This window comes from Sorangium sp. So ce1335 (assembly GCF_051521615.1).
Classification (GTDB): Bacteria; Myxococcota_A; Polyangia; order Polyangiales; family Polyangiaceae; genus Sorangium.
In genome coordinates this window covers 8,900,519-8,926,709 of record NZ_CP150363.1, presented here as the reverse complement: position 1 = coordinate 8,926,709, position 26,191 = coordinate 8,900,519, and the positions used below count along the sequence as shown (strand labels likewise).

At 73.6% G+C, this 26,191-nt stretch carries 22 protein-coding genes; 16 read left to right on the top strand and 6 right to left on the bottom strand.

Annotated features, from left to right (window positions below):
• Positions 1-3: 3 nt before the first annotated feature.
• From WMF24_RS33015 to WMF24_RS33005, 3 genes are all read right to left on the bottom strand, one after another.
• Positions 4-525, bottom strand: a complete 522-nt coding sequence (locus tag WMF24_RS33015) for a hypothetical protein (protein ID WP_437731412.1) — start codon at positions 523-525, stop codon at positions 4-6.
• Positions 526-537: 12 nt separating this feature from the next.
• Entirely contained in the window at positions 538-2,412 is a 1,875-nt protein-coding gene (locus tag WMF24_RS33010; protein ID WP_437731411.1) for an ABC1 kinase family protein, read from the bottom strand.
• Positions 2,413-2,587: 175 nt separating this feature from the next.
• Entirely contained in the window at positions 2,588-3,730 is a 1,143-nt protein-coding gene (locus WMF24_RS33005; RefSeq protein WP_437731410.1) for a serine hydrolase domain-containing protein, read from the bottom strand.
• Between the two features lie 135 nt (positions 3,731-3,865).
• On the opposite strand from WMF24_RS33005, the gene WMF24_RS33000 reads away from it, so the two are divergent.
• From WMF24_RS33000 to WMF24_RS32965, 8 genes are all read left to right on the top strand, one after another.
• A complete protein-coding gene (locus tag WMF24_RS33000) occupies positions 3,866-4,741 on the top strand; it encodes a protein-L-isoaspartate O-methyltransferase family protein (protein ID WP_437731409.1) in 876 nt (291 codons plus the stop codon).
• 207 nt (positions 4,742-4,948) lie between these two features.
• Positions 4,949-6,094 carry an AAA family ATPase gene (locus tag WMF24_RS32995; RefSeq protein ID WP_437731408.1) on the top strand — a complete coding sequence of 382 codons (1,146 nt, stop codon included), beginning with the start codon at positions 4,949-4,951 and terminating at the stop codon, positions 6,092-6,094.
• On the top strand, positions 6,091-6,852 hold the full coding sequence (locus WMF24_RS32990; RefSeq protein ID WP_437731407.1) for a hypothetical protein: 762 nt from the start codon (positions 6,091-6,093) through the stop codon (positions 6,850-6,852). The genes WMF24_RS32995 and WMF24_RS32990 overlap by 4 nt, the downstream gene beginning before the upstream one ends.
• 906 nt (positions 6,853-7,758) lie before the next feature.
• Positions 7,759-8,976: a type II secretion system F family protein gene (locus WMF24_RS32985; protein WP_437731406.1), complete on the top strand. Its 1,218-nt coding sequence runs from the start codon at positions 7,759-7,761 to the stop codon at positions 8,974-8,976.
• Positions 8,976-10,361, top strand: coding sequence for a sensor histidine kinase (locus WMF24_RS32980; RefSeq protein WP_437731405.1), 1,386 nt, complete (start codon positions 8,976-8,978; stop codon positions 10,359-10,361). The genes WMF24_RS32985 and WMF24_RS32980 overlap by 1 nt, the downstream gene beginning before the upstream one ends.
• 399 nt (positions 10,362-10,760) lie before the next feature.
• Positions 10,761-11,366 (top strand): MlaC/ttg2D family ABC transporter substrate-binding protein, encoded by a 606-nt coding sequence (locus WMF24_RS32975; RefSeq protein ID WP_437731404.1) that lies wholly within the window; start codon positions 10,761-10,763, stop codon positions 11,364-11,366.
• A 178-nt stretch (positions 11,367-11,544) separates the two neighbouring features.
• Positions 11,545-14,088, top strand: coding sequence for a tetratricopeptide repeat protein (locus WMF24_RS32970; protein WP_437731403.1), 2,544 nt, complete (start codon positions 11,545-11,547; stop codon positions 14,086-14,088).
• Positions 14,089-14,291: 203 nt separating this feature from the next.
• Complete coding sequence (locus WMF24_RS32965) at positions 14,292-15,599, top strand: aspartate kinase (protein WP_437731402.1); 1,308 nt, start codon at positions 14,292-14,294, stop codon at positions 15,597-15,599.
• Positions 15,600-15,814: 215 nt separating this feature from the next.
• On the opposite strand, the gene WMF24_RS32960 is transcribed toward WMF24_RS32965, so the two are convergent.
• On the bottom strand, positions 15,815-17,506 hold the full coding sequence (locus tag WMF24_RS32960) for a hypothetical protein (RefSeq protein WP_437731401.1): 1,692 nt from the start codon (positions 17,504-17,506) through the stop codon (positions 15,815-15,817).
• 370 nt (positions 17,507-17,876) lie between these two features.
• Between WMF24_RS32960 and WMF24_RS32955 the strand changes: the two genes are divergently transcribed.
• The 6 genes from WMF24_RS32955 to WMF24_RS32930 all read left to right on the top strand — a co-directional run bounded on the left by WMF24_RS32955 (position 17,877) and on the right by WMF24_RS32930 (position 22,124).
• Positions 17,877-18,914 carry a DUF4388 domain-containing protein gene (locus WMF24_RS32955; protein WP_437731400.1) on the top strand — a complete coding sequence of 346 codons (1,038 nt, stop codon included), beginning with the start codon at positions 17,877-17,879 and terminating at the stop codon, positions 18,912-18,914.
• Positions 18,911-19,951 (top strand): PAS domain-containing protein, encoded by a 1,041-nt coding sequence (locus tag WMF24_RS32950; protein ID WP_437731399.1) that lies wholly within the window; start codon positions 18,911-18,913, stop codon positions 19,949-19,951. The genes WMF24_RS32955 and WMF24_RS32950 overlap by 4 nt, the downstream gene beginning before the upstream one ends.
• Positions 19,952-20,040: 89 nt before the next feature.
• Positions 20,041-20,370 carry a hypothetical protein gene (locus WMF24_RS32945; RefSeq protein WP_437731398.1) on the top strand — a complete coding sequence of 110 codons (330 nt, stop codon included), beginning with the start codon at positions 20,041-20,043 and terminating at the stop codon, positions 20,368-20,370.
• A 7-nt stretch (positions 20,371-20,377) separates the two neighbouring features.
• The gene (locus WMF24_RS32940; RefSeq protein ID WP_437731397.1) at positions 20,378-21,100 is read left to right on the top strand and encodes a hypothetical protein; all 723 of its coding nucleotides are present in this window, start codon (positions 20,378-20,380) and stop codon (positions 21,098-21,100) included.
• A complete protein-coding gene (locus WMF24_RS32935; RefSeq protein WP_437731396.1) occupies positions 21,097-21,660 on the top strand; it encodes a TlpA family protein disulfide reductase in 564 nt (187 codons plus the stop codon). Before WMF24_RS32940 ends, WMF24_RS32935 begins: the two co-directional genes overlap by 4 nt.
• A gap of 77 nt (positions 21,661-21,737) precedes the next feature.
• Entirely contained in the window at positions 21,738-22,124 is a 387-nt protein-coding gene (locus tag WMF24_RS32930) for a VOC family protein (RefSeq protein WP_437731395.1), read from the top strand.
• Between the two features lie 206 nt (positions 22,125-22,330).
• Here WMF24_RS32930 and WMF24_RS32925 read toward each other — a convergent pair whose 3' ends face one another.
• Together WMF24_RS32925 and WMF24_RS32920 are read right to left on the bottom strand one after the other, a co-directional pair.
• The gene (locus WMF24_RS32925) at positions 22,331-23,155 is read right to left on the bottom strand and encodes an SHOCT domain-containing protein (RefSeq protein ID WP_437731394.1); all 825 of its coding nucleotides are present in this window, start codon (positions 23,153-23,155) and stop codon (positions 22,331-22,333) included.
• A gap of 149 nt (positions 23,156-23,304) precedes the next feature.
• On the bottom strand, positions 23,305-24,582 hold the full coding sequence (locus WMF24_RS32920; RefSeq protein WP_437731393.1) for an aminotransferase class I/II-fold pyridoxal phosphate-dependent enzyme: 1,278 nt from the start codon (positions 24,580-24,582) through the stop codon (positions 23,305-23,307).
• Between the two features lie 297 nt (positions 24,583-24,879).
• On the opposite strand from WMF24_RS32920, the gene WMF24_RS32915 reads away from it, so the two are divergent.
• Both WMF24_RS32915 and WMF24_RS32910 read left to right on the top strand, forming a co-directional pair.
• Entirely contained in the window at positions 24,880-25,266 is a 387-nt protein-coding gene (locus tag WMF24_RS32915; RefSeq protein ID WP_437731392.1) for a hypothetical protein, read from the top strand.
• A 148-nt stretch (positions 25,267-25,414) separates the two neighbouring features.
• Positions 25,415-26,113 carry an alpha/beta hydrolase gene (locus WMF24_RS32910; protein WP_437731391.1) on the top strand — a complete coding sequence of 233 codons (699 nt, stop codon included), beginning with the start codon at positions 25,415-25,417 and terminating at the stop codon, positions 26,111-26,113.
• Positions 26,114-26,191 lie beyond the last annotated feature (78 nt).

The following is a 26,191-nucleotide window of genomic DNA, read 5'->3' as shown; positions in this document are numbered from 1 at the left end:
GGCTCAGCCCCTGCGCGCGTTCTTCGCGCTCCGCGTGAGGGCGGGCATCAGCACGTCGCCCTCCACGTGGCCGGAGACGTCGAGGATCGTGCGCCCCTCCGCGTCGCGCCCCGGGCGCTCGCGCGTGTAGCGCTCGGCGGGGGCGGCGAGCACGACGCCGAGCTCGCGCGCCGCGGTCGTGAGCTCGGCCGCGAGCGTCTCCTCGACGATCCGGGCGCGCGCGCCGCTCGAGGTGCCCGGGGGGATGGCGACGGCCACCGATCCGGTGACGCGCCCGTCCTTCGCGAGCAGCCCGTGCGGCGAGCCTGTCTTCTGCGCGAGCTTCAGCGCCACGCGCGCGGCCTCGACGCGGTCGCGCGCGGCGGCGAGCGACGCGGCGCCGCGGCGGAGGATCTCGTGCGCGTCGGCCGACGGATCGAGGCGGTAGTCCTCGGCGAGCCGCGCGTTCTCTTCGCGGATCCGCGCGACCTCGGCCTCGGCGGCCGCGACGTCGGCCTCGTACTGCGACAGATCGATCGAGCTCATGGCGTTGTTTCGTCACCCTCGGTTCGTGAACAGGAGGCTCCCGGCGAGCAGCACCCCTGCGGCCGCGGCGCCGTAGAGGCAATAGCGCGCGAGCGCCGCGTGGCCAGCGAGGTAGAGCTGGAGCCCCGCGAAGCCCGCGGCGATCGCGAGCGCCGCGTAGATGAGCTGGCGCACCCCCGTGTAGACGAGCGACGCGGCCTGCGACAGCCCGCGGATCCTCACCTCGGCCTCGCCGCGGTTGGCGCGCGTCAGGTACTTGCGCAGGTCGTCCGGGATCGTCAGCGCCTTGATCCCCATGTCCTTCGCGGCCTCGAGCGCGATCTGGGCCCAGTCGCGGTTGCCGAGGACGAAGTCCTGGACGTAGGGGCGCACGACATCCATCGGGTTGAGCTCCGGATCGAGCTGCGTGCACACCCCGGTGAGCAGGAGGAGCGTGCGCTCGAGCAGCACGAAGTCGCGCGGCACGTGGAAGGCGCCGGAGAGCTCCTTCAGGCCGATGTTCATGCGCCGGAGGTCGATGAGGCTGTCGATGCCCTTCTGCGGGTCGAGCTTGATGTCCTTCAGGTTGAAGGACTCGAGCTTCACCTCGTCCTGGAAGCGCTGGTGGAAGAACTCGACGACGCGCTCGCTCACGTCGACGGTGTCGCGCCGCGACAGGAAGCCCATCTTGCGCAGCGCCTTGATGATCCCGTCCGTGTCGCGGCGGATCACGGCCTCGAGGAACTCGGGGATGCCCTCGCGCATCTCCTTGGAGAGCTCGGCGACCGCGCCGAAGTCGAGGAGGATGAGCTCCCCGCCCGGCCCGACGAGCATGTTCCCCGGGTGCGGATCCGCGTGGTAGACGCCGTCGACGAAGATCTGCTGGCAGAAGACCTGGACGATCTGCCGGGCGAGCGCCTTGCGGTCGACGCCGTTCGCCTCGAGCGCCGCGACGTCGCCCACCTTGATCCCCTCGACGAACGTCGTCGTCATCACCCGGCGCGTGCAGTAGGCCGCGATGGGCGTCGGGAAGCGCACCTGCGGCTGGCTCGCGAAGTTGTCGGCGATGCGCGTGATGTTCCTGGCCTCGCGCACGAAGTCGAGCTCCTCCAGGATCATCGAGCGGATCTGGTGGTAGTAGGCGTCGAGCCCCTGCACCGGGACGAACTTCGCGACGATCGCCATGATGCGGCGGATGGTGAGCAGGTCGAGGCGGACGATCTCGTCGATGTCGCGGTGCTGCACCTTCACGGCCACGCGGGTGCCGTCCATGAGCCACGCCTCGTGCACCTGGCCGAGCGACGCGCTCGCGAGCGGCTCTTTGTGGAAGCGGGCGAAGAGCTGCTCGATGGGTCGCCCGAGCTCGTCGGCGATGCGCGCCGCGATCTCCTCGTAGGGGCGGGGCGGCACCTGGTCCTGGAGCCCCTCGAGCCCCGCGCGCAGGGTCGCGGGGAGGAAGTTCGCCATGATGCTGAGCATCTGGCCGACCTTGATGAAGAGGCCCTGGAGCTCGACGATGGTGCGCTCGATGCGGCGCGCGTTCTTCGCGTGGACCTCGTCGACGCGGCCCTGCGCCCAGGCGTCGCCGAGGAGGCGGCGCAGGAAGGAGAACCAGAGGTAGCTCGCGATGACGGTGAACGTCGTGAGGTAGGCGCGGACGAAGCGCCCGCTCTGGGCGGCGTTCTGCCGGAACGACCGGGGCGGCGCGGCGGGGCGCGGCGGGAGCGGCGTCCCGCGAACCGCCGCGGGCGGCGCGGACGGCGCGGCGGATGGCACGGGCGGCGTGGACGGCGCGGCGGACGGCACGGGCGGCGTGGACGGCGCGGCGGACGGTACGGGCGGCGTGGCGGGGGCGCGAAGCAGCCCGGAGGACGAGCTCAGCTCTTCGGGGGCGGCGCCGTGTGACACCGCGGCAGCCTAGCACCGGTCGGCGCTGGCCCGCGAAAACGCGGGTGCGCTGCGGTGCGCCATCCGTCGACGTGCCCGCGCGCCCGCGCCGTCTGCGCCCATGACCGCGCGGTCGGCGCGTCATCCGCCGACGCGCCGGCGCCGGCGCCGGCGACGCGCCCGCGCCGTCGGCGCGTCACCGCGCCTGCGCCATGGCCTCCGCGAGGGCGTCGTAGGCGGCGGGCCGCGCGCGGCGGATCGCGTCGGAGGCGCGCGTCGGGTGGACCCGGTTCGTGAGCAGCACGCCGACGAGCTCCGCGTCCGGATCGATCCACAGGCTCGTCCCGGTGAACCCGAGGTGCCCGAAGGTCCGCGGCCCGAACCTGGCGCCGGAGCTCGGCCTCTCGCCGCTCCTGCCGTCGAACCCTGCGCGCAGCGACCCGCCCGGCCGGGGCGCGACGAGCCGCCCGACCTCGTCGCGCGAGAGCCACGCCGGCCGCTCGCCCGCGAGCGCCTCGAGCAGCGCGACCCCGAGCCGCGCCACGGACATCGCGTCGCCGAACAGGCCCGCGTGCCCGGCCATCCCATCGCGCGCGATCGTCCACGCGTTGTCGTCGTGCACGGCGCCGCGGATCACGCCCCCGCGGAACGCGACGTCCTCCGTGGGGACGACGCGCTCGTCGAACCGCGGATCGCGCCGCCTGAGCGCGCGGGCCGACGCGATCTCGAGCCCGAGCGGCCCTGTCACCTCGCGCGCGACGATCTCGTCGAGCTCGTCCGCGCCGCGCCGCGTGACCGCGGCGCCGAGCAGCAGGTACCCGAGGTCGCTGTAGACCGGCGCAAACCCGTCGCCGGGCGGATCGCCCGCGCACGCCTCGCGCCGCCCGTCCGCGCACTCGAGCAGCGCGCGGCGTGGATCGATCGGCGCCGCGTCGCCGGCCGGGTGGAGCACGCGGTGCGCCTCGAGCCCTGCGCGGTGCGCGGCGAAGAGCTCGAGCGGCACGCGGCCCGAGCGCGTTCCCGCGAGCTCGGGCAGCACCCGCCCGAGCGGCTCGTCGAGCCTGACCTCGCCGGCGCGCGCGAGCCGGGCGAGCGCGAGCGCCGTGAGCGGCTTCGTCACCGACGCGAGATCGAAGATCGCCTCGCCCGTCGCCGCGGGCGGCGTCGTGCTGCGCGCGCCCGCCGGCGGGCTCTCCTGGAACCAGAGGCGCCCGGCGGCACCGAATCCGTACTGGACGTTGTCGCGGGTGCGCACGGCGGCGGCGACGCATGCGCAGGGGGCGGCGTTGTGTTCCTCGACAACGAGGGCTGCGACCTGCGTGAGATCGACGAGGGGCATGCGTGGCGATGAGAAGGCCGCCGGTGTGCCCCTGTCAAACGGGCTCGGGTGGCGGCCGGACAGGGGCCCGAGAAAGGCGGAACGAGCCCCTGAAAATGTCGAGCGGTGCGGGCGGTCCTGCTTCAGGATCTCGCCGTGACTTCCCCCACGAGCACCGAACTGCGGGCCGCCGTCGCGTCGCTCGCCGCGCTTGCGTCGAGGTATGACGGTCGTCGTCCCGATCGCTGGTCGCCGGTCCCCGAGCAGCTCGACGCGGCGGTCGCGCACGACATCGAGCTCGCCGAGGCGGGGCGCGTCGCGCGCGCGCCGCTCGTGGCCGAGCTCGCGCGCCGCTTCGAGTTCCCCGCGCACTACCTCGACGCGATCCTTCTCGTCCCGCGCGAGCGCTTCGTCTTGCCGGAGGATCTCGCGGCGTCTGCGGACGACACCCCGTTGCCGCTCGATCGTGCCGGGCACGCGACCGTGAGCGCGCCGCACGCGTACCTGCTCACGTACAGCCTGCTCGGCCTTGCGCCGGGCGACCGTCTGCTCGAGCTCGGCACGGGGACGGGCTACGGCGCTGCGCTCGCGCGGCGCATCCTCGGCCCTGCCGGGCATGTCACGTCGATCGAGATCGACCCCGCCCTTCACGCGCGCGCCGCGCGGCTGCTCGGCACGCGGCCGGATCCTCGGGGCGACGACGCGGCGCTCGCGTGCAGCAGCGCCGGGCCGGCGTTTGACGGCGCGAGCGTCACGCTGATGTGCGGCGACGGCCGTTCGCTCGCCGAGCGTGTGCTGTCGGTCGGCCGTGCGCTCCCCTCGGAGCGGCCGTGGAAGGTCGCGGTGACGTACGCGCTGACCGATCCGCCCACTGCGCTCGAGGAGCAGCTCGCCGACGGCGGTGTCCTCGTCGCGCCGGTCGGCGCGTGGGAGGGCCACCAGGAGCTCATGCGCGTCGAGCGCCGGCAGGGCGCGCTCCTCCGCGAGGTCCACGGGGCGGTGCGCTACGTCGCGGAGCGCGGGCGAGGGTAGCTGCTCGTTGGGCGATGCCGGGGAGCGCGGCCGCCGGCCGCGGGCCAACCCGCGGCTGCCCGGTGGATTGCGCGCAGGTGTGCGCCCGACGGCTGTCGAAGGCTGGTCCTGCGCGCCGCGTGGCCTCCTGGTTCACGGCGAGGCGCCGCAGCGGCGCGGGGAGGCTCCTGTACCCGGCTCCGATCCCGGGTTAACGAGAGAGCGGCGATGCTGACGGAAGCAACCTTCAAGAATTTCAAGCTGCTTCGAGACGTGAGGCTGCCACTCGGTCGGCTCAACGTGCTGGTCGGCCCGAACGCCGTGGGCAAGAGCACCGTGCTGGAGGGGATGCACACCCTGCTCCAGCTTGCCGCCGCGAAGCCCGGATGGTCCGCGAGCATCCATTCGGGGGTGCTCTTCAAGGGCAAGGGCGCGGTGGAAGACCTGGTCGCGAAGCCGGACGCCACCGAGCTCGAGCTGGGAGCCGTCCTGGAGGACGGAAGACGATTCTGTCTTCTCGCGCGGGCCGCGGAAAAAAAAGAGCCGCAAGTCGAGTGGGGCCGCCTGTGGTTCGGCAAGGAGGGGCAGGAGACGGAGCTCTGTCTGCCTTGCGACGACCAGAAGGAAGAACAGCGCTTCTTTGAGGGCCCCCGCGAGGCGGAGCTCGGATCGGTCGCCCGGCTCAAGCTGCACGCCGAGACGCTCGCCGCGGAGCACTACTCTGAAGAGGAGATCCCGGGCGTCGGGCACGACGGTGAGGGCCTGGCTTCCGTGGTGCAATACCTGCAGGGGCTGCGAGACGGGACCCTGGAGTCGATCGAGCACGACCTGGCGACCATCGTTCCCGGCGCGCGGCGTATCCGCGCGCTTCCTGCTCGCGTCCGGCGCCGGGAGAAGCAGCGGATATCCGTCGATGGCCAGGACTTCTGGGCCGATCGGTCGCGCGACGTCACCGGCGCCCGCTTCGAGGTCGAGTGGGAAGGGCTGGGGTGGGTGCCGGCCGGTCAGCTCTCCGAGGGGACGCTGCTCGCCCTCGGCCTCATCACGGTCGTGCGCTTCGACGCGCCGCGCCTCGTCCTGCTCGACGATCTGGACAAGGCGCTGCACCCGGTCGCGCAGCGCAAGCTCATCGCGCACCTCCGTGGCGTCCTCGACGCGACGCCTCACCTGCAGATCGTGGCGACGAGCCACTCGCCGTTCCTCCTGGATGAGCTGCGCGTGGAGGAGGTCATCGTCATGAGCCGCGGAGCGCGTGGCTCGGCGCTGCGCCGGCTCGACGAGCACCCGACAGCGCAGAAGCGGGGGGCCTATCTTCGTCCGGGTGAGCTGTGGAGCCTCGTCGGTGAGGGGTGGGTGAGCGAGGGCGGAGGGTGAGCCCTCCCGCGCTGGGAATCGCCGCCGAGAGCGCCGGCGATGTGCGGATCGTCCAGATCCTCGTGGACCGGGTGCTCATCGGCGAGATCGGCTGGGTGGCGGAGACCTTCGAGGGGTGTCGGGCGTCGATGGAGGACGGCCTATCCCCGTGCCGGAGCTGGCGAGGTGTGGAGGGCTCCGGCTGGCTCGACCTCCACCGCGCCTCGGAGCTCGCCCGCGAGCGTGGGCTCCGCATCTACGGCAGCTTCGCGGGGGCTCCGGGGGAGGCCGATGCGCGGATGCACCGAGCCGCGCTCCTGCTCTTCGCGGAGGAGGCCGAGCCGCCCGTAGCCGTGGTGCTCGCACGCGATCTGGACCGCCGGTCGGAGCGCGCCGAGGGGTTCGCCCAGGCGGTGGCGGCCGGGAGCTGGCCGTTCAAGGTCGTCCTCGGTGCCCTTCCAGAGCCCGAGATCGAAGCCTGGATGATCGCGGCGTGGATCCCCGAGGACGACGCTGAGCGCAAGCGGCTTGCGGCTCTCCGCGGCGAGCTCCACTTCGACCCCTGTACGAAGCCGGAGCAGCTCACCTCGAAGAACGAAGCGGACCGCAAGGATGCGAAGCGGGTCCTCGCGGTGCTGACCACCACCGGCCGGGATGCCCTCGCGCGCTGGCAGGACGTTCCTCTCGAACGTCTCGAAGCTCATGGTGGGGCGTGCGGTCTCGCTCGCTTCGTGCACGAGGTGCGGGAGCGTCTCGTGCCGATCGTGGAACGCGGCTGAGGTGCCGCCTCGGCCGCGGGTCGGTCGTTGCGCTTCCGGACCCGATGCTCCGTCGCCTCGAGCACGGGAGCCGTCGCGCGACGTCGCACCGAGGCGCCACGTCGTCCGGGTCGACCCGCAGCATGTCCGGGTGGCACACCCCTCACGTCCAGATGGCGCACCCCCATGTCCAGATGGCGCACCCCCATGTCCAGATGGCGCACCCCCATGTCCAGATGGCGCACCCCCATGTCCAGATGGCACGCTCCCGTGTCCAGATGACACACCTCCCTGTCCAGATGACGCTATTTCGCGTCCGGGTGGCACACCTCCGTGTCCAGGAGCGAGCTGTGACAGTCCGTGCCAGCCGTTCAGGTGACGGCGCATCGAGCGCCGTGCAGATCGGTGCACGGCCCCGGCGCTCGTCGGCACCTCGGAGCTGCCTTCCGGCGTTGCGGTGAGCGCCGGCGGGGGTCTCCGCGCGGCGGGGGCGGGTGGGCGCGTCGAGCGCCGACCGAGGTGCCATAAGGTCTCAGGGGGCTCCACGTCACAGGCGCGCCTTGTGTGGCGCGCGACGAAACGTCTCAGGAGGCATGGCCCGAAGGGAGACATGCCGGGCGGTGTTCTCAGCGCAAGCGCTTCGTCCCCCGTCTTGGCGGATGGCCGAGCGCCCACCCGCCCCCGCCGCGCGGAGACCCCCGCCGGCGCGTGCAGTTCGGATCCCGCTCGCCAGCCGTCCGCGTCCGCGTGCGCGCCCGCCGTGCGCGTCCCACGTCGCACCACCACCGCGCCCTCTGGATCAGAGAACGCCCCACCGTCTTTGACCCCCGGCCTCGCGGAACTTTATCCTGGCGTTCCCCGAGAGGCGGGGCCGCCCCGGCGCGTCGGCTCGGCCCGTCGCGGACCAGGGAGAAGACCGGAAGCACTATGGCGGAGTTCGTGTGGGAGGCGCGCGGCCGCACCGGAGAGATCCGGAAGGGCACGATGGAAGCCGAGAACGAGGCGGCGGTGCAGAACCGGCTCCGCGCCCAGCAGCTCAACCCGACCCGGGTCAAGAAGAAGAGCGCCGCGCTCAACATCAACCTGAGCTTCGGCTCCGGCGTCGAACCCAAGGACCTCGTCAAGTTCATCCGCCAGTTCGCGACGATGATCGACGCGGGCCTCCCCCTGGTCCAGTGCCTCGAGATCCTCTCGAACCAGGAGCCGAACAAGATCTTCCAGGCCGCGCTGCGCGACATCAAGAACACGGTCGAGCAGGGCGCCACCTTCAGCGACGCGCTCCGGCGCCACCCGAAGATCTTCGACGACCTGTTCGTCAACCTCGTCCAGGCCGGCGAGGTGGGCGGCATCCTCGACAGCATCCTGAACCGGCTCGCGATCTACATCGAGAAGCGCGTCAAGCTCGCGCGCCAGGTGCGCGGCGCGCTCGCGTACCCGATCGCCGTCATCGTCATCATGATCGTCGTGATGGTCGTGCTGATGTCGTTCGTCATCCCGTCGTTCGAGACGATGTTCGCGGAGTTCGGGGCGAAGGACGCGCTCCCGCAGCTCACGAAGATCGTCATCGCGGCGTCGAAGGCGTTCGTCACCTACCTCCCGCTCCTCATCGTGCTGGGGATCGCGGGGACCGTCGGCTCGGTCTACTTCTACCGCTCCCCCGCCGGCAAGCGCATGGTCCACCGCGTCCTGCTCAAGCTGCCGATCCTCGGCCCCGTCATGCAGAAGATCGCCGTGGCGCGCTTCTCGCGCACGCTCGGCACCCTGCTCGGCTCCGGCGTCCCGATCCTCGACGCGCTCGACATCGTCGCGAAGACGGCCGGCAACGTCGTCGTCGAGGAGGGCCTCATGTACTCGCGCCAGAAGATCTCCGAGGGGAAGAACATGGCCGAGCCGCTCGGCGAGATGCAGGTCTTCCCCGGCATGGTCGTGCAGATGGTCGCGGTCGGCGAGCAGACCGGCGCGCTCGACACGATGCTGAACAAGATCGCCGACTTCTACGAGGAGGAGGTCGACGTCGCCGTCTCCGCGCTGACGTCGCTCCTCGAGCCGCTGCTCATGGTCGTCGTCGGCGGCATGGTCGGCGTCGTGCTCATCTCGATGTACCTGCCGATCTTCGATCTCGCCGGCAAGATCAAGGCGGAGTGATGTCGCCGCCGGCCGCCGCGCCCGGCGCTCCCGGCGGCGACGAGGCGCCGCTCGCGAGCCGGCTCACCTGGCTCATCGCGCTGCGCCTCGCGGTGCTCACGGTCTTCCTCGTCGTGACCGCCGCGGTCTACCTCGGCGGCTTCACCCCCGGCAGCTTCTCCAGCATCGTCGCGCTCGTGACGGTCGCGGCGGCGTACGGCGTCTCGGGGATCTACGCCGTGTTCCTGCGCATGAACCGCGCCCTGCGCGCGATCGCCCGCGCGCAGCTCGTCACCGATCAGATCACCTGGACCGCGCTCGTGTACATCACCGGCGGGGCCACGAGCGGCGCCACGTCGCTCTACGGCCTCACCTGCCTCACGGGGGCGATCCTCCTCGGGCTGCCCGGCGCGATCGTCGCGGCAGCGTCGGGCGCGTCCGCGTACCTCCTGCTGTGCGCCGCGCTCGGGCTGCACCTCGTCGGCGTGCCGCCGGATCAGCCCTCCGGGGCGTACGTGACGCACTGGGGCGAGCTCCGGTACCCCATGTTCGTCAACCTGCTCGCGATCATGGTGGTCACGCTGCTCGCGAGCTACCTGGCCGAGCGGCTGCGCGCGACGGGCGGCCGGCTCGTGCAGGCCACGGCGCGGGCCGAGCAGGCCGAGCGGCTCGCGGCGCTGGGCCGCCTCGCCGCGGGGCTGGCGCACGAGATCCGCAACCCGCTCGGCTCGATCGCGGGCTCGATCGAGCTCCTGCGCACGGGCGGGACGCTCTCGGACGAGGACCAGAAGCTCTGCGAGATCATCGAGCGCGAGACGGCGCGCCTGAACGACCTCGTGGGCGACATGCTCGACCTGTCGCGCCCGCGGGCGCCGGCGCTCGAGGCCGTGGACCTCTCGGCGACCGCCCGCGACGTCGTCGTGCTCGCGGGCCGGTCGGGCCGGGGCGGCGACGTCGAGGTCCGCTTCGAGGGCCCGCCGTCCGCGCCCGTGACCGCCGACGCCGCGCAGATGCGCCAGGTCGTCTGGAACCTCGTGCGCAACGCGATCCAGGCGAGCTCGCCGGGGGCGGCCGTGACCGTGCGGCTCTCCCGCGACGCGGGCGCCTGGGCCCTCGAGATCCGCGACAGGGGCCGCGGCATCCCCGCGGGCGCCCGCGACCGCCTCTTCGACGCGTTCTTCACGACCCGCACGCACGGCATGGGCATCGGCCTGGCCGTGGTGAAGCGGATCCTCGACGATCACGGCTTCGCGATCGAGGTGGACAGCCGCGAGGGCGAGGGCACCGCGTTCCGGGTGAAGATCCCGGACCGGCCGCTCGAGGCGGGCGCGGCGGAGCCCCTCGAGGTCGCCGCGCCCGCCGCGCCGCTCTCCGAGCCGCTCCCGCGATCCCGCTCCGCCGTCTGACGCGGAAGCGCCCGCCGCCGCGTTCGCCGCGCGCCACACCGGCCGTGTGGCGCGCCGTTCACGCGCCGTCGCGCGCCTGTCGGCGCGCTGCCCACGCGCCGTCCGCGCGCCCGGCGCTCGCTGGCGTGTCGACCCCGGCGCACCGCGGCAGATTGCGGCGGAGCCCGCTCCCGCGCATGAATAGCCCGCGATGACCGTCGTCTGCCCCTCGAGCGCGGACCAGCGCCGGCGGATTGCCGTCTCTTTCCGCGGTGTTCATGGAGAGCCGGGCCAGGACGTCATCGAGCCGCCGGCTCCCGTCCGACCTGGCAGGCCGTTTGCCTGGCGTCTAGAGACGGGGCGAGCAGTACAAGCGACCGAGGCCCGCCCGCGGCTCGCAGGGAGAGAAGGAGATCACACGTGACACGCAGGATGAACCACCTCTTCGCGGCGACGTTCTCGCTGCTCGCGCTCACGCTCGGCCCGGTGGGCCTCGCGAACGCCGGCCCGGCGACCGACGTCGTCAAGGCCAAGCAGACGGCCCTGTTCGACCTCCTGAAGCAGGGCGGGGGCGAGAGCCAGAAGAAGGTCGGCGCGGTCTTCGACGAGATGCTCGACTACTCGGCGCTGGCGGAGAGCTCGCTCGGCAGCGAGTGGGCCGCGAGGACCGACGCCGAGAAGAAGCAGTTCACCGACCTGCTCAAGCAGCTCGTGCGCAAGGCCTACGAGCGCAACCTGAAGAAGACGCTCGACTTCAACGTCGAGTACACGGGCGAGAGCGAGAGCGGCGGCGTCATCACGGTCAAGACCCGGGCCGTCTCGAAGAAGGACGCGCGCGAGGAGCCGGTCGAGATCGCCTTCAAGCTCTCCCAGAAGGGGGGCACCTGGCTCGTGCGGGACATCGTGACCGAGGGCGTCAGCCTGGTGGGGAGCTACCGCGCGCAGTTCACGAAGATCATCAAGAAGGACGGGTTCCCGGTCCTCCTCCAGAAGATGAAGGACAAGCTCGCCAAGGGCGACGTCTGACCCGCCCGCAGGCGCCGCTCGCCGCGCCGCCGCCGGCGCTCGCCGCGTGAGCCCGCCGGGCGGCGTTCCGCAGGAGCGCGCCGCCGGGCGCGCGGCGCAGCCCGGCCGCCCTGACCGCCCGCGCAGCGGTTGCCGTGAACTCGCCTGAATTGCCGCAGGGTTGATAGCCTTGGCGGGTATGGCTGCTGGACAGAGGCGCGGCAGGTCGGCGCGCGCGCTGGGCCTGCCGCCGTCGCTCCGCGCGCTCGCGCCCGGCGGCGGTGCGGCCCCGCGTCCGCCCGACGACCGCCCTGTCCTCCGGCTCGCCGTCAGCAAGGGCGCGCTCGCGATCGAGCTCGGCGAGCCGTTCGCGCTCGGCCCGCTCCGCGTGACCGAGCTCGTCGTGCGGCTCGCCGGCGTCCGGTTCCCCGTCGATCTCTCCGGCGGCGTCGCGCGTTTCCGGCACCGCCGCGGCCAGCTCGCCCAGATCGCCGTCGAGGCGCAGGGGACCGACCTCACCGCCTGGGCCGCGCCGCGGCTCCGCGGCTTCTTCGGCGAGGGCACCCCGCAGCTGCTCATCGCGCCGATCGAGGACGGCGCGCTCGTCGCGCTGCGGTCGGGCGAGGCGGCGCTCGCGTTCGACGTCGCCGTCGCGCCGGCGGAGCGCGCGCTGAGGCTCCTGCCGGAGCGCGCCCGCGGCGTCGGGCTCGAGGCGCCGCCGCACGCGCTCGCGCTCCGCGCGCTCTCGCTGATCGCGGGCGCGCACGGGCGCCTCGTCGAGGGCGCCGTCGTGCTGGACGCCGCGGTCGAGCGGATCGTCCGCGTGCTCCTCCCCGCGGCGGGCGCGAGGGCCCCCGCGGTGGCCGGGGTGCAGTGGACAGCGACGGCCGCCGAGGCGGGCCGCTTCCGCGCCGAGGGCGCGCTCGGCGAGATGCCGCCCGCGCTGAGCGATCGGGCGCTCCGGGCGCTCGAGGTGGCCGAGCTCGCGGGCGCCGCCGACGAGCTCGCGCTCGCGGGCGGGCTCGACGAGGCGCGCCACGCCTACCTCTCCGCGCTGGAGCGCGCCCCGCGGCACCCCGAGATCTCCTCGCGCCTCGCCTGGCTCGACCTCGTCATCGGCGAGCGCGCCGAGGGCGCGCTCTCCACGGTCGTCGAGGCCATGCCCGCCGTGGACGCCGGCCTGCTCGGCGGCGCGCTCCTCGAGGCGGTCGGCGACCGCGACGGCGCCTTCTCGGCGCTCGCGCGCGCCGCGCACGCCGAGCCCTACGGCCCGCTCGCGGCGCTCGCGTGGCTCCGCGCCGCGCGGCTCGCGGACACGTTCGACGTGCGCCTCGACGCGCTGAACCTCGGCGTCGCGCGCGCGCCCGGGCTCGAGTCGCTGCGCTGGGCGCGGCTCGAGGCGCGGCTCGACGTCGCCGACGTGCGGGGCGCGCTCGCCGACGCCGAGCACCTCGAGGCCTCCGCGCGCGGCCCCGACGCGCGCCACGCCGTCTACCGCAGGGCCGCCGAGATGGTCCTCGCGCGCGGCCACGCCGCCGACGCGCGGGCGCTCTTCGAGCGGGCGCTCCGTTACGCGCCCGAGAGCCCCGACGCCGTCGCGGGCCTCGCGCGCTCGCTGCGCGCGGCCGGGGAGGGGAGGCGCGCGCTCGACCTCCTCGCCCGCGCGCGCGCGCTCGCCGCGCGCAGCGGCGCGCCCGCCAGCGCGCTCGATCTGGAGCTCGCCCGCGGCCTCGCGGAGATCGCCGGCGACCTCCCGGCGGCGGTCGCCCGCGCGCGGGCGATCGCGCCCGGCGCGCCGGAGGCGCTCGAGGCGCGCCTCCTCGAGGGCCGCTGGTGCGCGGAGCTCGGCGATCTCGGCGGCGCGTCGGTCGCGCTCGGGCGGCTGCGCGACGCGGTGGAGCTCGCGCTCCAGGGCCGCGGCGCCGACGACGTCGGCTCGGCCCGGGGCCGCGGCGCGCCGCTCGGCGGCGGCCCGGCCGCCGTCGCGGCCATGCTCGCCGAGGCCGCCGAGATCGAGGAGCAGTCGCGCGGCGATCTCCTCGCGGCGCAGCGCCACCTCGGCCTCGCGCTGCGCCTCCGGCCGCGCGATCCGGGCATCCTCGCCTCGTTCCGCCGCGTCTCGGGCGAGCTCGCGCCGCGCGCTGCCGCGCCGTCGGTCGGCGCCGCGCCCGGCCCTGCGCCCCCGCGCCCCCGCGCGACGGAGCAGCGGATCGAGGTCCACGTCCCCGCGCCGCGCCGGCGCACGCTCCCGCCCGAGCCCGTGGAGATCGCCTCGGCGCCGGCCGTCGCGCCCGTCGTCCCCCGGCCGCCGGTGGCCCCCACGCCGGTCGACGCCGGGCTGTTGATCGAGGAGATGCCCACGCTCGACAACGCGGACACGTCCACCGAGCTGACCGCGCCCGTCCCGCCCAGCGTCACGCTCGCGGAGGGGCAGTCGCCGCTCGCGCGCGGGGGCTTCGACGACGAGCTCCTCGCCGATCGGCTCGCCGATCGCGTCCGCGCCGATCCGACCGACCACGGCGTGGCGATGGCGCTCGCCGACGTGCTCGCCCGGCTCGGCCGCGATCTGGACCTCCTCGCCCTGCTCTCGGCGCGCATGGAGGAGGGGGACGACGCGGTCCGGCAGGAGATCGCGCCGCGCCGGCGCGACGTGCTCGCGCGGCTCGCCGCGAGGGCGCGCGACGAGGGGCGCGACGCCGAGGCGGAGCTCTACGAGATGCTGCTGCACGCCGACGTCAGCTGAGCCTCCCCTCCGCGGCCCGGCTCGCCGCGCGCCGGTGGCCGCCGCGTCGCCGCGCGCCGGTGGCCGCCGCGTCGCCGCGCGCTGCCGCGCGCTGCCGCGCGCTGCCGCACGCTTGGCCCGCGCGCTGCCGCACGCTTGGCCCGCGCGCTGCGCTCGTGATAGCCGGATCCCCTGCGCAGCGCGCGCAGCCTTGGAGGTGCAGCATGGCCGACGAGCTGTCGAACCGCGGTAAGCCTGGGGGCTCGCCGTGCGAGCCGGGCGCCTCGCCCGCGAGGGCGGGCCGCCCGATCATCGTGCAGAAGTATGGCGGGTCGTCCGTCGCCGACGTCGACAGGATCGGCAAGGTCGCCGATCGCGTCGTGGCCGCGAAGCGCGCTGGCAACGACGTCGTCGTCGTGGTCAGCGCGATGGGCAAGACGACCGACGGCCTGCTCGCGCTTGCCCGGCAGGTCGCCGGCGCAGGCGGCGCGGGCGGCGCGGCCTCGGATCCTCCCCGGCGCGAGCTCGACATGCTGCTCTCGACGGGCGAGCGCGTCTCGATGGCGCTGCTCTCGATCGCGATCCAGGCCCGCGGCTTCGAGGCGATCTCGTTCACCGGCTCCCAGTCCGGCATCCTCACGAACGATCGCCACTTCGACGCGCGCATCATCGAGGTCCGCCCGTTCCGCATCGAGGACGAGCTCGCCCGCGGCCGCATCGTGATCGTCGCCGGCTACCAGGGCATGAGCTACCGCCGCGAGATCACGACGCTCGGCCGCGGCGGCTCCGACACGACCGCGGTGGCGCTCGCGGCCGCCCTGCGCGCCGAGCGCTGCGAGATCTACAGCGACGTCGACGGCGTGTACTCGGCCGACCCCCGTGTCGTCCCGGACGCCCGTCACCTTCCCGAGCTCGACTGCGCCGTCCTCCAGGAGATGGCCGAGTGCGGCGCCAAGGTGGTCTGCGCCCAGGCGGTCGAGTGGGCGCGCCGCTCCGGCGTGGCCCTTTACGCCCGCTCGACCTTCGACGCCGGCCCCGGCGCGCGCGAGACCGTCGTGCGCCGCTTCGCCTCCGGCACGGCGCCTCCGACGATCGCGGCGCGCGCGATCGTCGCCGAGGGCAACGTCGTCCTCGCGCGTGTCCCTGGCGGTCACCGGCTCGACGCGCTCCTTCGCGCCGCGGGCGAGCTCGGGGTGAGCTTCCGCGATCTCTCCTTCGGCCCCGGCGGCGGCGCCTTCGTCCTCCCGCTGCTCAACGTGCCCGACTGGCAGGGCGCGAAGCGTCAGCTCACCGCGCTCGCGCCGTCCCTGGAGCTCGTCGAGGGCCTCGCGTCCGTGAGCGTCGTCGGCGACGGCCTCACCGCCACCGCCGAGCCGCTCGCCCGTTTCCTGGACGTCCTCGAGCGCTCCGGCGTCGTGCCTCGCTTCACGGTCGCCGGCCCGCTGCGCCTCGGCGCGCTCGTCGACGCCGCCGACGCCGCCGACGTCGCCGCCGCGCAGCGCCAGCTCCACGCGGCGTTCGTCGAAGGCTGAGCTCCCGCCGCCCAGCTCTCACCGCCGGCGGCCGGGCCCCTCGGAACCCCCTGTGGCGTGGCGCGCCGTCCTACAGCGATGAACGGGTTGAATCCGCCTGAAACGAGCAGAACTTGGAACCGCCAAGACGCCGAGGACGCCAAGCCATTGTCTTCTTCTTGGCGTCCTCGGCGTCTTGGCGGTTCATTTCTCGCTCGATCAACGTGATCGTCGTTCTAGTGCTTGCGCTGCCTGGTGAGCGCGACGAGCCCCGCCGAGCACGCCACCCACACGACCTCGCGCGACGCATCCCAGGCGATCGCCGCCCGCGCTCCCCCCGCCGCGTCCTCCTCGGCGTGCCCCGTCGCCTCGATCTCGGCCACGAGCGTGGGCGCCGCGCTCGCCGGCACATGGACGAGCTGCGCCTTCGGCTCGCCCTCGCGCGCCACGAGCGCGAGCAGCGGCGACCCCCGGTGGTCCCCCGCGAACGCCAGCGCGAGCACCAGCGGCAGCCCCTCGATCACGCGGAAGTTCTCGCCCCCGTCGCGCGACACGCACAGGAGCCCCGCCCCCGCCAGCGCGACCGACCGCCCCCCCGCCGCCGCCGCGAGCCGCCCGTCGACGGCCTCCGCCGCGCGCCGGGCCGCGCCCGACAGCGGCACCGCCGGCGAGCCCTCGTCGTCGCCGCGGAGCCGCTCGAGCTGCGGCCCCGCCGGCGTGCTCGTGAGCGCCACGATCACCCCCTCGCTCGCGCTCATCCGGAGCACGCCGTCGCGCAGCGCGGGCCCGAGCGACAGCGACAGCGCCCCCCGCGACGGTGACGCCTCGCGCCGCGAAGGCCCCGGCGTCACCGCGGAGCCGGCCTCCGGCGGCACCACCACCGCGCCCGCCGCGGGCGACCACAGCGTCTTGCCGGACAGCACCCAGAGCCGCCCCGGCGTCATCGCCAGCGTCACCGGCGCGCCGCCCGACCCCCACGCGCCCAGCGGGCTCGCCGTCTTCCCCCGGTCGTCGCTCAGCAGCAGGTTGCCCCGGCGCGTGGCGATGAGCAGCGCGGCGTCCGACAGCGCGATCGACGACGCCGACGCGTCGACCCCCGCGCGTCGCGCCGCGAGCGCCCCCGCGTCGACGACGAGCACCGTCCCGCGATCACCCCCCGTCCGGTCCGCGCGCCGCGCGCGACCGCCCGATCGCGCGGCCGGCTCGCCCGTCAGCCCCGGCTCGGCGCCCGCGCCCCCGGCGACGACGTGGCCGCCGGCCACCGCGAGCGTGCTGCACGGCACGGCCGCGCCGGCGCCCTCGACGACGACCCACGGCAGCGCGTCCCAGACCGGGGCCTGATCGTCCGCGAGATCGGGCAGCTCCTCGAGCAGGTCCTCGCCCTCGTACGCGCCGTCCTGATCCGCGTCGAGCGCCGGCAGCTCGCCCTCGTTCACGTCGTCCGACGGGTCTTCCCCGGTCCCCTCGGCGCCGCCGTCGTCGCCGTGCGCCCCGCCGTGCTCGTCGACGTCGTCGTGATCGTCGCCCTCGTGCCCGGTCGCCTCGTCGGACAGCCACGAGCCCGCGTCGGCGTCCTCGATCCCCTCGTGGAGCGCGCCCACGTCGACGCCCTCTTCCGCGGCGTCGTCGCCGCCGGCCCCGCCCTCGTCCTCGGCGATCTCGACGTCGACCTCGAGGTCGCTCGCGTTCACGTCGTCGAGCCCGCCCTCCGCGTCGTCGAGCGTCTGCAGGAGCTCCTCGAAGCTCTCGTCGCCCTCCTCCTCCTCGTCGTGCCCGAGCGGCGGCAGGTCGAGCAGCTTGCTGTCGTCGTGCTCATCGCGCTCGTCGTGCTCGCGCTCGTCCTCGTCGACGGCGCTCTTCGGCTGCGGCGCCGGGCACGCCTCGAGGCGCCCGGCCATTCGCTCGCTGCAGGATCGGGGGGCTGACATCGGCGGGAGTGTAGCGCCCCTCGCGGCGTTTTCGCCCCGCGCGGCGCACCGCGCGGGCCTCCGTGCGGGCGCGCTGCGCTCTCCAGAGCCCGCCCGCCGACGACCGCGGCGGCCGCTCCCTCCCGGCCCGGACAGCAGCCGGCCCGCGCTCTGCCGGCCCCGCAGGCGGCCTCCCGGCGCGCATCAACTCTGTACAATCTTTGTTGCACCTGAGCCGTCGGAGCAGATTCAGTGATATTTCATACACAATGTGCGGCACACGTACCTCAATTTCCGGATGATTTCATGCCGCCCCGGAGCTGGCTGTTTGTATAATCTTTGTTTATGATATTTGACGAAGAATGGCCGTGCTCCTAGAGTCCGTCTTGCCATGTTCGACATCGTCGTCTCCTCCGCGCCGGCAACGCCCTTCGCTCATCGCGTCGCGTCGGCGCTCCGCGAGGCCCGCATGCGGGTGGTCACCTGCGAGCTCTCGCCGAGCCGCCCGCCGCCGGACGCGCTGCGGGTCGACGCGGCCGTCGCGTGCGCGCAGAGCCCCGCGGCGCTCCTGGACATCGCCCGCTCGCTGCGCGCGGTGCTCGACGGCCCGCCGCCCGTGATCGGCGTCAGCTCCTCGCGCGCGATCTTCTCCATGGCGGAGCTCTCGGGCGCGCTCGCGGACGACGTCCCGGGCGCGGTGCTCGCCGCGCAGGTGCAGCGGCTCGCGGCGCAGGCCGAGCGGCAGCGGAGCCGCGTCATCCTGCGCGGCGAGCTCGACGACGTGGGGCTCGACGGGCTCCTCGCCTCGCTCGCGTCGCGCAGCCGGAGCTGCTTCATCCGCGTGCGCGCCGGCGCGCTGCGCGCCGAGGTGACGGTGGACGCGGGGCGGCCCGTCCACGCGCGCGCCGACGGCGTCTGGCCCTCGGAGCAGTGGACCGACGCGCTCGTCGCGCTCGGCGACTGGCGGGGCGCCACCTTCGAGGTCGTCGCGAGCGAGGCGAGCGGCGCGCAGCGCGGCGAGCGCGAGAGCCAGAGCCCCCCGCCGTTCCCCTCGGACGACGCGACCGACGTGGCCCTCGCCGCCGCGGTGGTGAACGCCTGCACCGCCTACGCGCGCGCCTGGCTCGGCCCGCCGATGACGGCGCGCCTGCTCGCGGCGTCCTGGATCACGGCGCGCGAGCACCACAGCGCGCTCGACGCGTTCGCGATCAGCGGCGACGCGATCGTCTCCGTCGCCCAGATCGATCGCGCCCGCTCGGCGATCCCCCAGGCGGTCGCCGCATGGATCGTCGCCTTCTTCGACGCGGCCGCGGAGAAGGTCCCCGCGCGCTTCCAGCGCCGCCGCATCCGCGAGGTCCTCGGCGGCCTCACGCGCCTCGTCGAGCAGGTCGGCTGGGCGAGCGTCCTGTTCGAAGGAGTCGAGCGATGACCCAGGGTATGACGCAGGGTTCGACGATCGATGAGGTGCCGGAGGGCCTGAAGGAGCCGCTCCCCGCCAGCGTGGAGCGCCTCGCCGAGATGACGGCGCAGGAGGTCGACGACCTCCCGTACGGCTTCATCGTGCTCGACGAGGAGGGCGTCGTGCTGCTGTACAACCGCTACGAGCAGCGCATGAGCCGCCTGCCGTCGGAGCGCGTGGTCGGGCGGAACTTCTTCCAGGACATCGCCCCCTGCACGCGGGTCGAGGCGTTCCTCGGCCGGTTCCGCGCGCTCGCGCAGCAGCCGCCGGGCGCGACGGACCGGTTCGCGTTCCGCTTCCACTTCCTCCACGGGGCGCAGGACGTCTACGTCCAGTTCGCGCGCGCGCCCGTGCGCCGCGTGTTCATGACGGTGCACCGCGTCCCGCTCGAGCACGACGAGCACGAGCGCCCGGCGACGATCCGCCACGAGCGCGAGCGCGGCCGGCTGAGCGGCCCGCTCGGCGCCATGTTCCCGCTCGCGTGGGACCAGGTCGCCGCGCTGCTCGCGCGCGTGGGTCAGGGCGCCGCGCGCGAGCTCGGCCGCGGCGTCGGCCGCAAGATCGCGGGCGTTGCGGAGCACACGGTGGTCGAGGCGGGGGCGGCCGCGCTCGACAAGGCGCCGGTGCTGCTCGCCGTCGGCGCGCTCGACCAGGCGCTCGCCGAGCTCGGGATGGGTCGGCTGGCCGCGGATTTTTGCGTGAATCCCCCGCGCGTCGCCTGCTTCGTGCGGCCGCCGGTCGAGTCCGGATCGGTCGAGCTGTCCGCCTTCTACGAGGGCGTCCTCGAGACGACGATCAGCGCGGCCCTCAACGCGGCGCACGTCGCCCGGTGCATCGAGGGGGCCGAGCTCGCGGCGACGCCGTGGCGCTTCGTCGTGGTGCCCATCGAGCGCGCCCACGAGCTCCGCGCCCTCGAAGGTGAGCGGCCCGACGATCTCGCGAAGCGCTTCGGTCTCCTCGAGAGCAGCTCGGGGGCCGCGGATCGCGGGGGGATCGCGGCCTCTTGACGCGGGGCGGGCGCCGGACATCCCCGGCCGCCGCCGACCGGTGTGCCCGCTGGATCCCTCCGGCGAGCGGTGCTTAGCTCCGCCGTCTCATGCGCCGGCGCGACAGCAATTCAACGCGCATCGCCTCCGCGTCACCGGCCGGCGAGCGGTCCTCGGCGGCGCTCGGGCCTGCCCGCGGCCCCCTCTCGATAGAGGAGGCGAGCGCCGGGATGCTCGTGCAAGACATCGTGGTCCACCCGGCGGACGTCGTGTTCGTGAAGGGCATCGTCGAGGCGAGCGATGGGGTCGCGCTGCTGCTCGCCGACCGCGGCGGGGAGCTCACGCTCGCGGCGCCGCAGGGGCGGGGCGACGAGTTCGCCGAGCTGCTGCTCGATCTGGAGCGGGACGTCGGGGTGCGGCGCCGCGGCGCGACACGCTGAGGGAGGCATGACGGAGCGCCGCGACCCGAGCTCGGTCGATCTCACCCAGGAGTCCGCGCTGGACCCCGTCGTCCACGAGGGCGCGGCGCAGGGCCTGCCCGCGGCGTCGGGCGCGCTGCTCGATCCGCGCATCCTCGCGGCGTGGCGGGAGTGGCTCGCCGCGCTCGCGACCGACGCGGAGGCCGCCATCGCCGCGGCCCACGTGTACGGGGAGCTCGGCCCCGAGGCGCGCGACGCGTGGCTCGACGTGCTCGCGGAGGACGCGCCCAAGCTGCCGGTGCCGCCCGTCGCGATCTACGCGCCGCTGCTGTCGGTCGAGAGCGACGCGGCGCGCCGCGAGCGGATCGAGGTCGCGATCGGGGAGGGGGAGCGCGCGTCGGGTCCCGTCGGCGGCTTCGCGCTGCGCGGGATCGCCGCGGGGGGCGACCGGGTGGTGGCGCTCGTGACGCCGCTCTACCTGCGCTTCGTGCGGGTGCTCTGGTGCCGCTATCTCCCCGAGGACGGCATCGCGTGGGCGCGGCACGACCCGATCGTCCGCGCCGAGGAGGCGCCCGGTCCCGGCATGGTGCTCGACGGCGCGCACCTCGAGGCGACGCCGATCAAGATGGTGATCGAGGAGCTGTGCCACGCGATCCTCGCGCAGCAGCGAAAGGGCGCAGAGCTGCCGCCGTCGCTGCAGCTCTGCGCGGATCTGTTCGACGCGCACCTGGAGGGGGATCCGCTGCCATGAGGCCGCTCGCGCCGCTCGTCGTGCCGCTGGTCCTGCTCGCGGTCGGTTGCGGGGGCGGCGGCGACGCGGTCCGGGAGCCCGCGGCGGGCCCGCCGGCGGCCGCCGAGGTCCCGGCGCGCGGCCCGGTGCGGGCCTTCTCGTACGAGACGCTCGACGGGCGCGAGCTCTCCACGGCGTCGCTCGCGGGCAGGTTCAGCGTGATAGGGTTCGTCGCGACGTACGACGTGGCGTCGCAGGCGGAGGCGCGGTTCCTCGCCGGGCTGTTCCGCGATCACACGCCGCGGATCAACGCGGCGCTGCTCGTCCTCGAGGCGAGCGAGAACCGGCCGTTGATCGAGGCGTTCGTCGCCACGCTCAAGCTCCCGTACCCGGTGGCGCTCGCGGACGCCCCGACGATCGCGGGCGAGGGGCCCTTCGCCGGGCTGCACCACGTGCCGAGCGTCGTGATCCTCGACCCGGAGGGGAGGGAGGCGTTCCGGCACGTGGGGCTCATCACCCAGGAGGCGCTCGAGGAGGTCCTCCGCCGTCTCGAGCGCGAGGGCGTGCGACCCGCGAGGTAGGTGGCGGCAGCGCCGCGGGCTGGCGGCTGCGTCATTTTCCAGGCCAGCGCGTGACCGGCTGCGCGATGATGGCGCGCATGCTCGACCACATCGGCTTTCCCGTTTCGGACTTTGCGCGAAGCAAGGCCTTCTACCTGGCGGCCCTGGCTCCTCTTGGTTACGGGCTCGTGATGGAGATCACGCCCGAGATGACCGGCGGCGCGGGCAGCCATGCTGGCCTGGGGCCCCCTGGCAAGCCGGATTTCTGGATCGGCACGGGCGCTGGCCTGCAGGGCAGGCTGCATGTCGCCTTCGTCGCGAAGACGCGGGCCGACGTCGACGCCTTTTACGAGGCCGCGCTGGCGGCGGGGGGCGTCGACAACGGTCCTCCGGGGGTCCGGCCGGAGTACCACCCGAACTATTATGGCGCCTTCGTGCTCGATCCGGATGGGCACAACATCGAGGCGGTGTGCCATGGGCCGTGAGCGGTGATGGCTCCGGGGGGGCCTGTTGAGCCACGGGCATCGTGAATTGATAGGAAGCGAGATTTAACGCAAAGGCGCAAAAAAACAAGAGAGATGAAGGAGGCCTGATCCTCTCTCCTTGCGCCTTTGCGCCTTTGCGCCTTTGCGTTGAATCTCCTGATCCCCTGTCGACCCGGTTGACGCCGGCGTTCCGCGCGACCTCGCGATCAGAGCCTGCTCAGGAGATCCGTCTTCTTCGCAGCAAACTCCTGCTCGGTGATGATCCCCTTCTGCCGTAGATCCGCGAGCCGCTCGATGGCAGCGAAGATATCCGCCTCCTGGGCCGACGACGCGCGGGCCGGGGCGGCCCCGGCCTGCGCCGGCGCGGCCGCAGGCGCCTGCTGACCGGCCGCGTCGCCGGAGATGATCGGCAAGCTCTGCACGCTCACCACACCGTACTGGCTTGTGAACGTGACCGACGCCCCCGACCCCTGCTGCTGCGACACGCCGCTGATCTGGTGGTCGAGCGTGTCATAGACGCTGACGCGGCCGTTGACGTCGACCGCCAGACGCCGCGCGCCGGGGAAATAAGCATACCGGATGTCGTTCTGCGACCCGGTCGAGCTCGGCACGCCGAGATCACCGGGCCACCAGCTCCCCGAGCCCCCTCCCGACGCCGGGACGAACAGGCTGACCGGAGAGCTGCCGAAGCCGCCACTGCCACCTTGCTGCTGCTGCTGCCCACCCTGCGTCTGGGACTGTTGGCTCGCGGGCGCCGAGGCGAAGGGCTGGCTCGCCAGCAGACTGGACAGCTCGGAGCACAGGCCCTCCACCTTGGCCTTGAGCCCGCTGTTGAACATGTCGCCGATCATGGTCATGCCGCCCTGCATCCACTGCCCCGAGCCGCCGAGCTCGGGGTGGTAGAACTGCGCCATCGTTCCATGACCGTTCACGAGCGCCTGCAGCAGCGTCATCACCGCGTCGGTGCTGACGAAATAGCGCTGTGACAGATCGGAAACTCTCCGCTGACCTTCGGGGGTGAGTGACTGCATGGGAAGGCGCTCCAGATGAGGAAGCGCCGAGCGTGGCACGGCGGTCTATCGCTCGCAATGCGTGGTGCGATCGCAATGCGTGGTTCGCTCGCAATGCGAGCCGACCGCCCCCAGGAGCCAGGCTCATGGCGCCTGGCTCGTGGCGTGATTCAGCCAGCGAGCTTGCGCGCGCTCGCGAGCTGGACACAGATCGCGACGACCTCCATCGCGATCCGGATCTGATCGAGCGGCGGCATCGACGGCGCGATCCGGATGTTGCGGTCGCGCGGATCGCGGCCGTACGGGTACGTCGCGCCGGCGCCGGTGAGCTTCACGCCCGCCTTGTCGGCCAGGCGCACAACCTCCTTGGCGCAGCCGTCCGGGGTGTCGAGGCTGACGAAGTAGCCGCCGCGCGGCGAGGTCCAGGTGGCGATGCCCTTGCCGCCGAGCTCGCGCTCGAAGATGCTCGTCACCGCCTCGAACTTGGGCCGCAAGAGCTCGGCGTGCCGCTGCATGTGGCTGAGCAAGCCCTTGTAATCCTTGAAGAATCGGACGTGCCGGAGCTGGTTCACCTTGTCCGGGCCGATGGTCTGGATGCCGAGGTGCTTCTTCGCGTCGGCCACGTTCGCGGGGCTCGACGCCATCGCCGCGATGCCGCTGCCGGCGAACGAGATCTTCGACGTCGACGCGAAGACGATCGGCCGGTTGGGGTTGCCCGCGGCCTGGCACGCCGACACGATGTCCGCGAGCCGGTCGCCCTCGGCGTAGAGGTCGTGGACCGCGTAGGCGTTGTCCCAGAAGAGACGGAAATCCGCGGCCGCGGTCTTCATGCTCGCGAGCCGGCGGACGACCTCGGGAGCGTACGTGGTGCCGGTCGGGTTGCTGTACTTGGGGACGCACCACATGCCCTTGATGGACGCGTCCTCGGCGACGAGCCGCTCGACCTGCGCCATGTCCGGGCCGGCGTCGCTCAGATCGACCGTGATCATCTCGATGCCGTGGTGCTCGCAGATCGCGAAGTGGCGATCGTAGCCGGGGCTCGGGCAGAGGAACTTGACCTTCGGCTGCTTCGCCCAGGCGCCGCTCCCGTCGGGCACGCCGTGGATGAGCGCGCGGACCACCGCGTCGTGCATCATCGTCAGGCTGCTGTTCCCGCCGACGATGACCTGCGCCGCGGGCACCTCGAGCATCTCGGCGAAGATGGCCTTCATCTCCGGCAGGCCGTCGAGGCCGCCGTAGTTGCGCGTATCCGAGCCGTCCGAGGCGACGAGGTCCTTCGCGCCGGGCAGGGCGAGCATGCCGTTCGCGAGATCGAGCTGCTCGGACGACGGCTTGCCGCGCGTCATGTCGAGCTTGAGCCCGCGGGCTACGAAGGCATCATAACGGGCCTCGAGCTCTTTCTTGAGCGAGGCGAGAGCATCCGGGGACAACGAGCGCAGTTCGGTCATGGCGGCCGATGTCTAGCAGAACTTCGCGCGCGCGTCGCGACCCGCGTGGATCCCCGCTGTTCGCCGCGGAAATGCCGCAGCCGGGCCGCCCGCCGGCCGGCCCGCCCGCGCGCCGTCGGGCCCGGCGCCTCGCCCTGCCTGGGCCCGCTGTGACAGGCGCCCTCGACATGATGCGTTTTGCCACGAGCGCCCGGTCACATCGCCTCTGCTCACGCGTGCAGCCGTGGTGGCCGGCGCTGGTATGCGCGCTGCATGGAGGCAGTGACACCCCGTGATCTGACGTTCAGAGGAGGATCCATGGCTGTCGAGGCCCTGCGCAAGAATCACATGATGGCTCACCTGCTCGGCGCGCTCGAGCGCGGCGAATCGATCGGGCGCTACGGCCGCCTCGTGTTCGCGATGATCGCCCACCACTTCCTCGATCGCGACGAGCTCATCGACTGGCTCAGCCGCGATCCCGAGGGGGGCGCCGAGGAGGCCCGGTCGCTCGCGATGCAGGTCGAGCGGCGCGGCTACAGCCCGCCGCGGCGCGACCGCATCCTGGAGTGGCAGCGGCAGCAGGAGTTCCCGATCATCCCGAACCCCGACGACCCCGACGAGGGCAATGTCTACAAGGACCTCGAGTTCCCGGAGGAGGTCTATCAGCACATCAACGAGTACTATGAGCAGAAGGCGGCGAGCTGACGGCCGCGGCGCGCAAGGCCCGAAGCCGCCGCTCGGGCGGCGCCGCCTGCTGGGCATGGGGAGTGCTGGCGTCGCGGCGGGGCTCTTCGGATGCGGGCGCGGTCAGGCGACCGCGGGCGCGCCCGGGCCCCCGCGGGAGGACCAGGGAATGAACGCCGGCGACGAGAAGAACGACCCTTCGCGCCTGAGCGCGCGGCCCCGGAAGACGCCGGGGGACGGGCTCTCGCCCGGGCTTGCGCCGCTCGGGCTGGCCCCGCGGCGCGACGGGCTGCTCTACGTCCCGGCGGGCTACCGGGCCGACCGCCCGGCCCCGCTGGCGGTCCTGCTGCACGGGGCCGGGGGCAACGCGCACCACGGCATCGCGCTGCTGAAGGACCTGGCGGACGCGGCAGGCCTGCTGCTGCTCGCGCCGGACTCCCGCCACGCGACATGGGACATCATCGCCGACGACAGGTACGGCCCCGACGTCGCCTTCCTGGACCGCGCGCTCCACCAGCTCTTCCGCGACGCGGCGGTCGACGCGGCGAGGGTCGCGATCGGCGGCTTCTCCGACGGGGCGTCCTACGCGCTGTCGCTCGGGCTCACCAACGGCGATCTGTTCACCCACGTGATCGCGTTCTCGCCGGGCTTCATGGCCCCCGCCGAGCAGCGCGGCAGCCCGCGCATCTTCGTCTCGCACGGCACGCAGGACCAGGTGCTGCGCATCGACCCGTGCAGCCGCCGCCTCGCGCCGCTCATCCGGCGCGCGGGCTACGATCTGCGCTACAAGGAGTTCGCGGGGCCGCACACGGTGCCCCCGGAGATGGCGCGCGACGCGCTCGAGTGGTTCGCGCCAGGGACGGGATGAGCTTTCGTCGGTGAGGACCGTCGCCCGGCCGGAGGGACGTCGGCGAGGCCAGGGGGCCGCCGCGCGACCCCCCGGCGA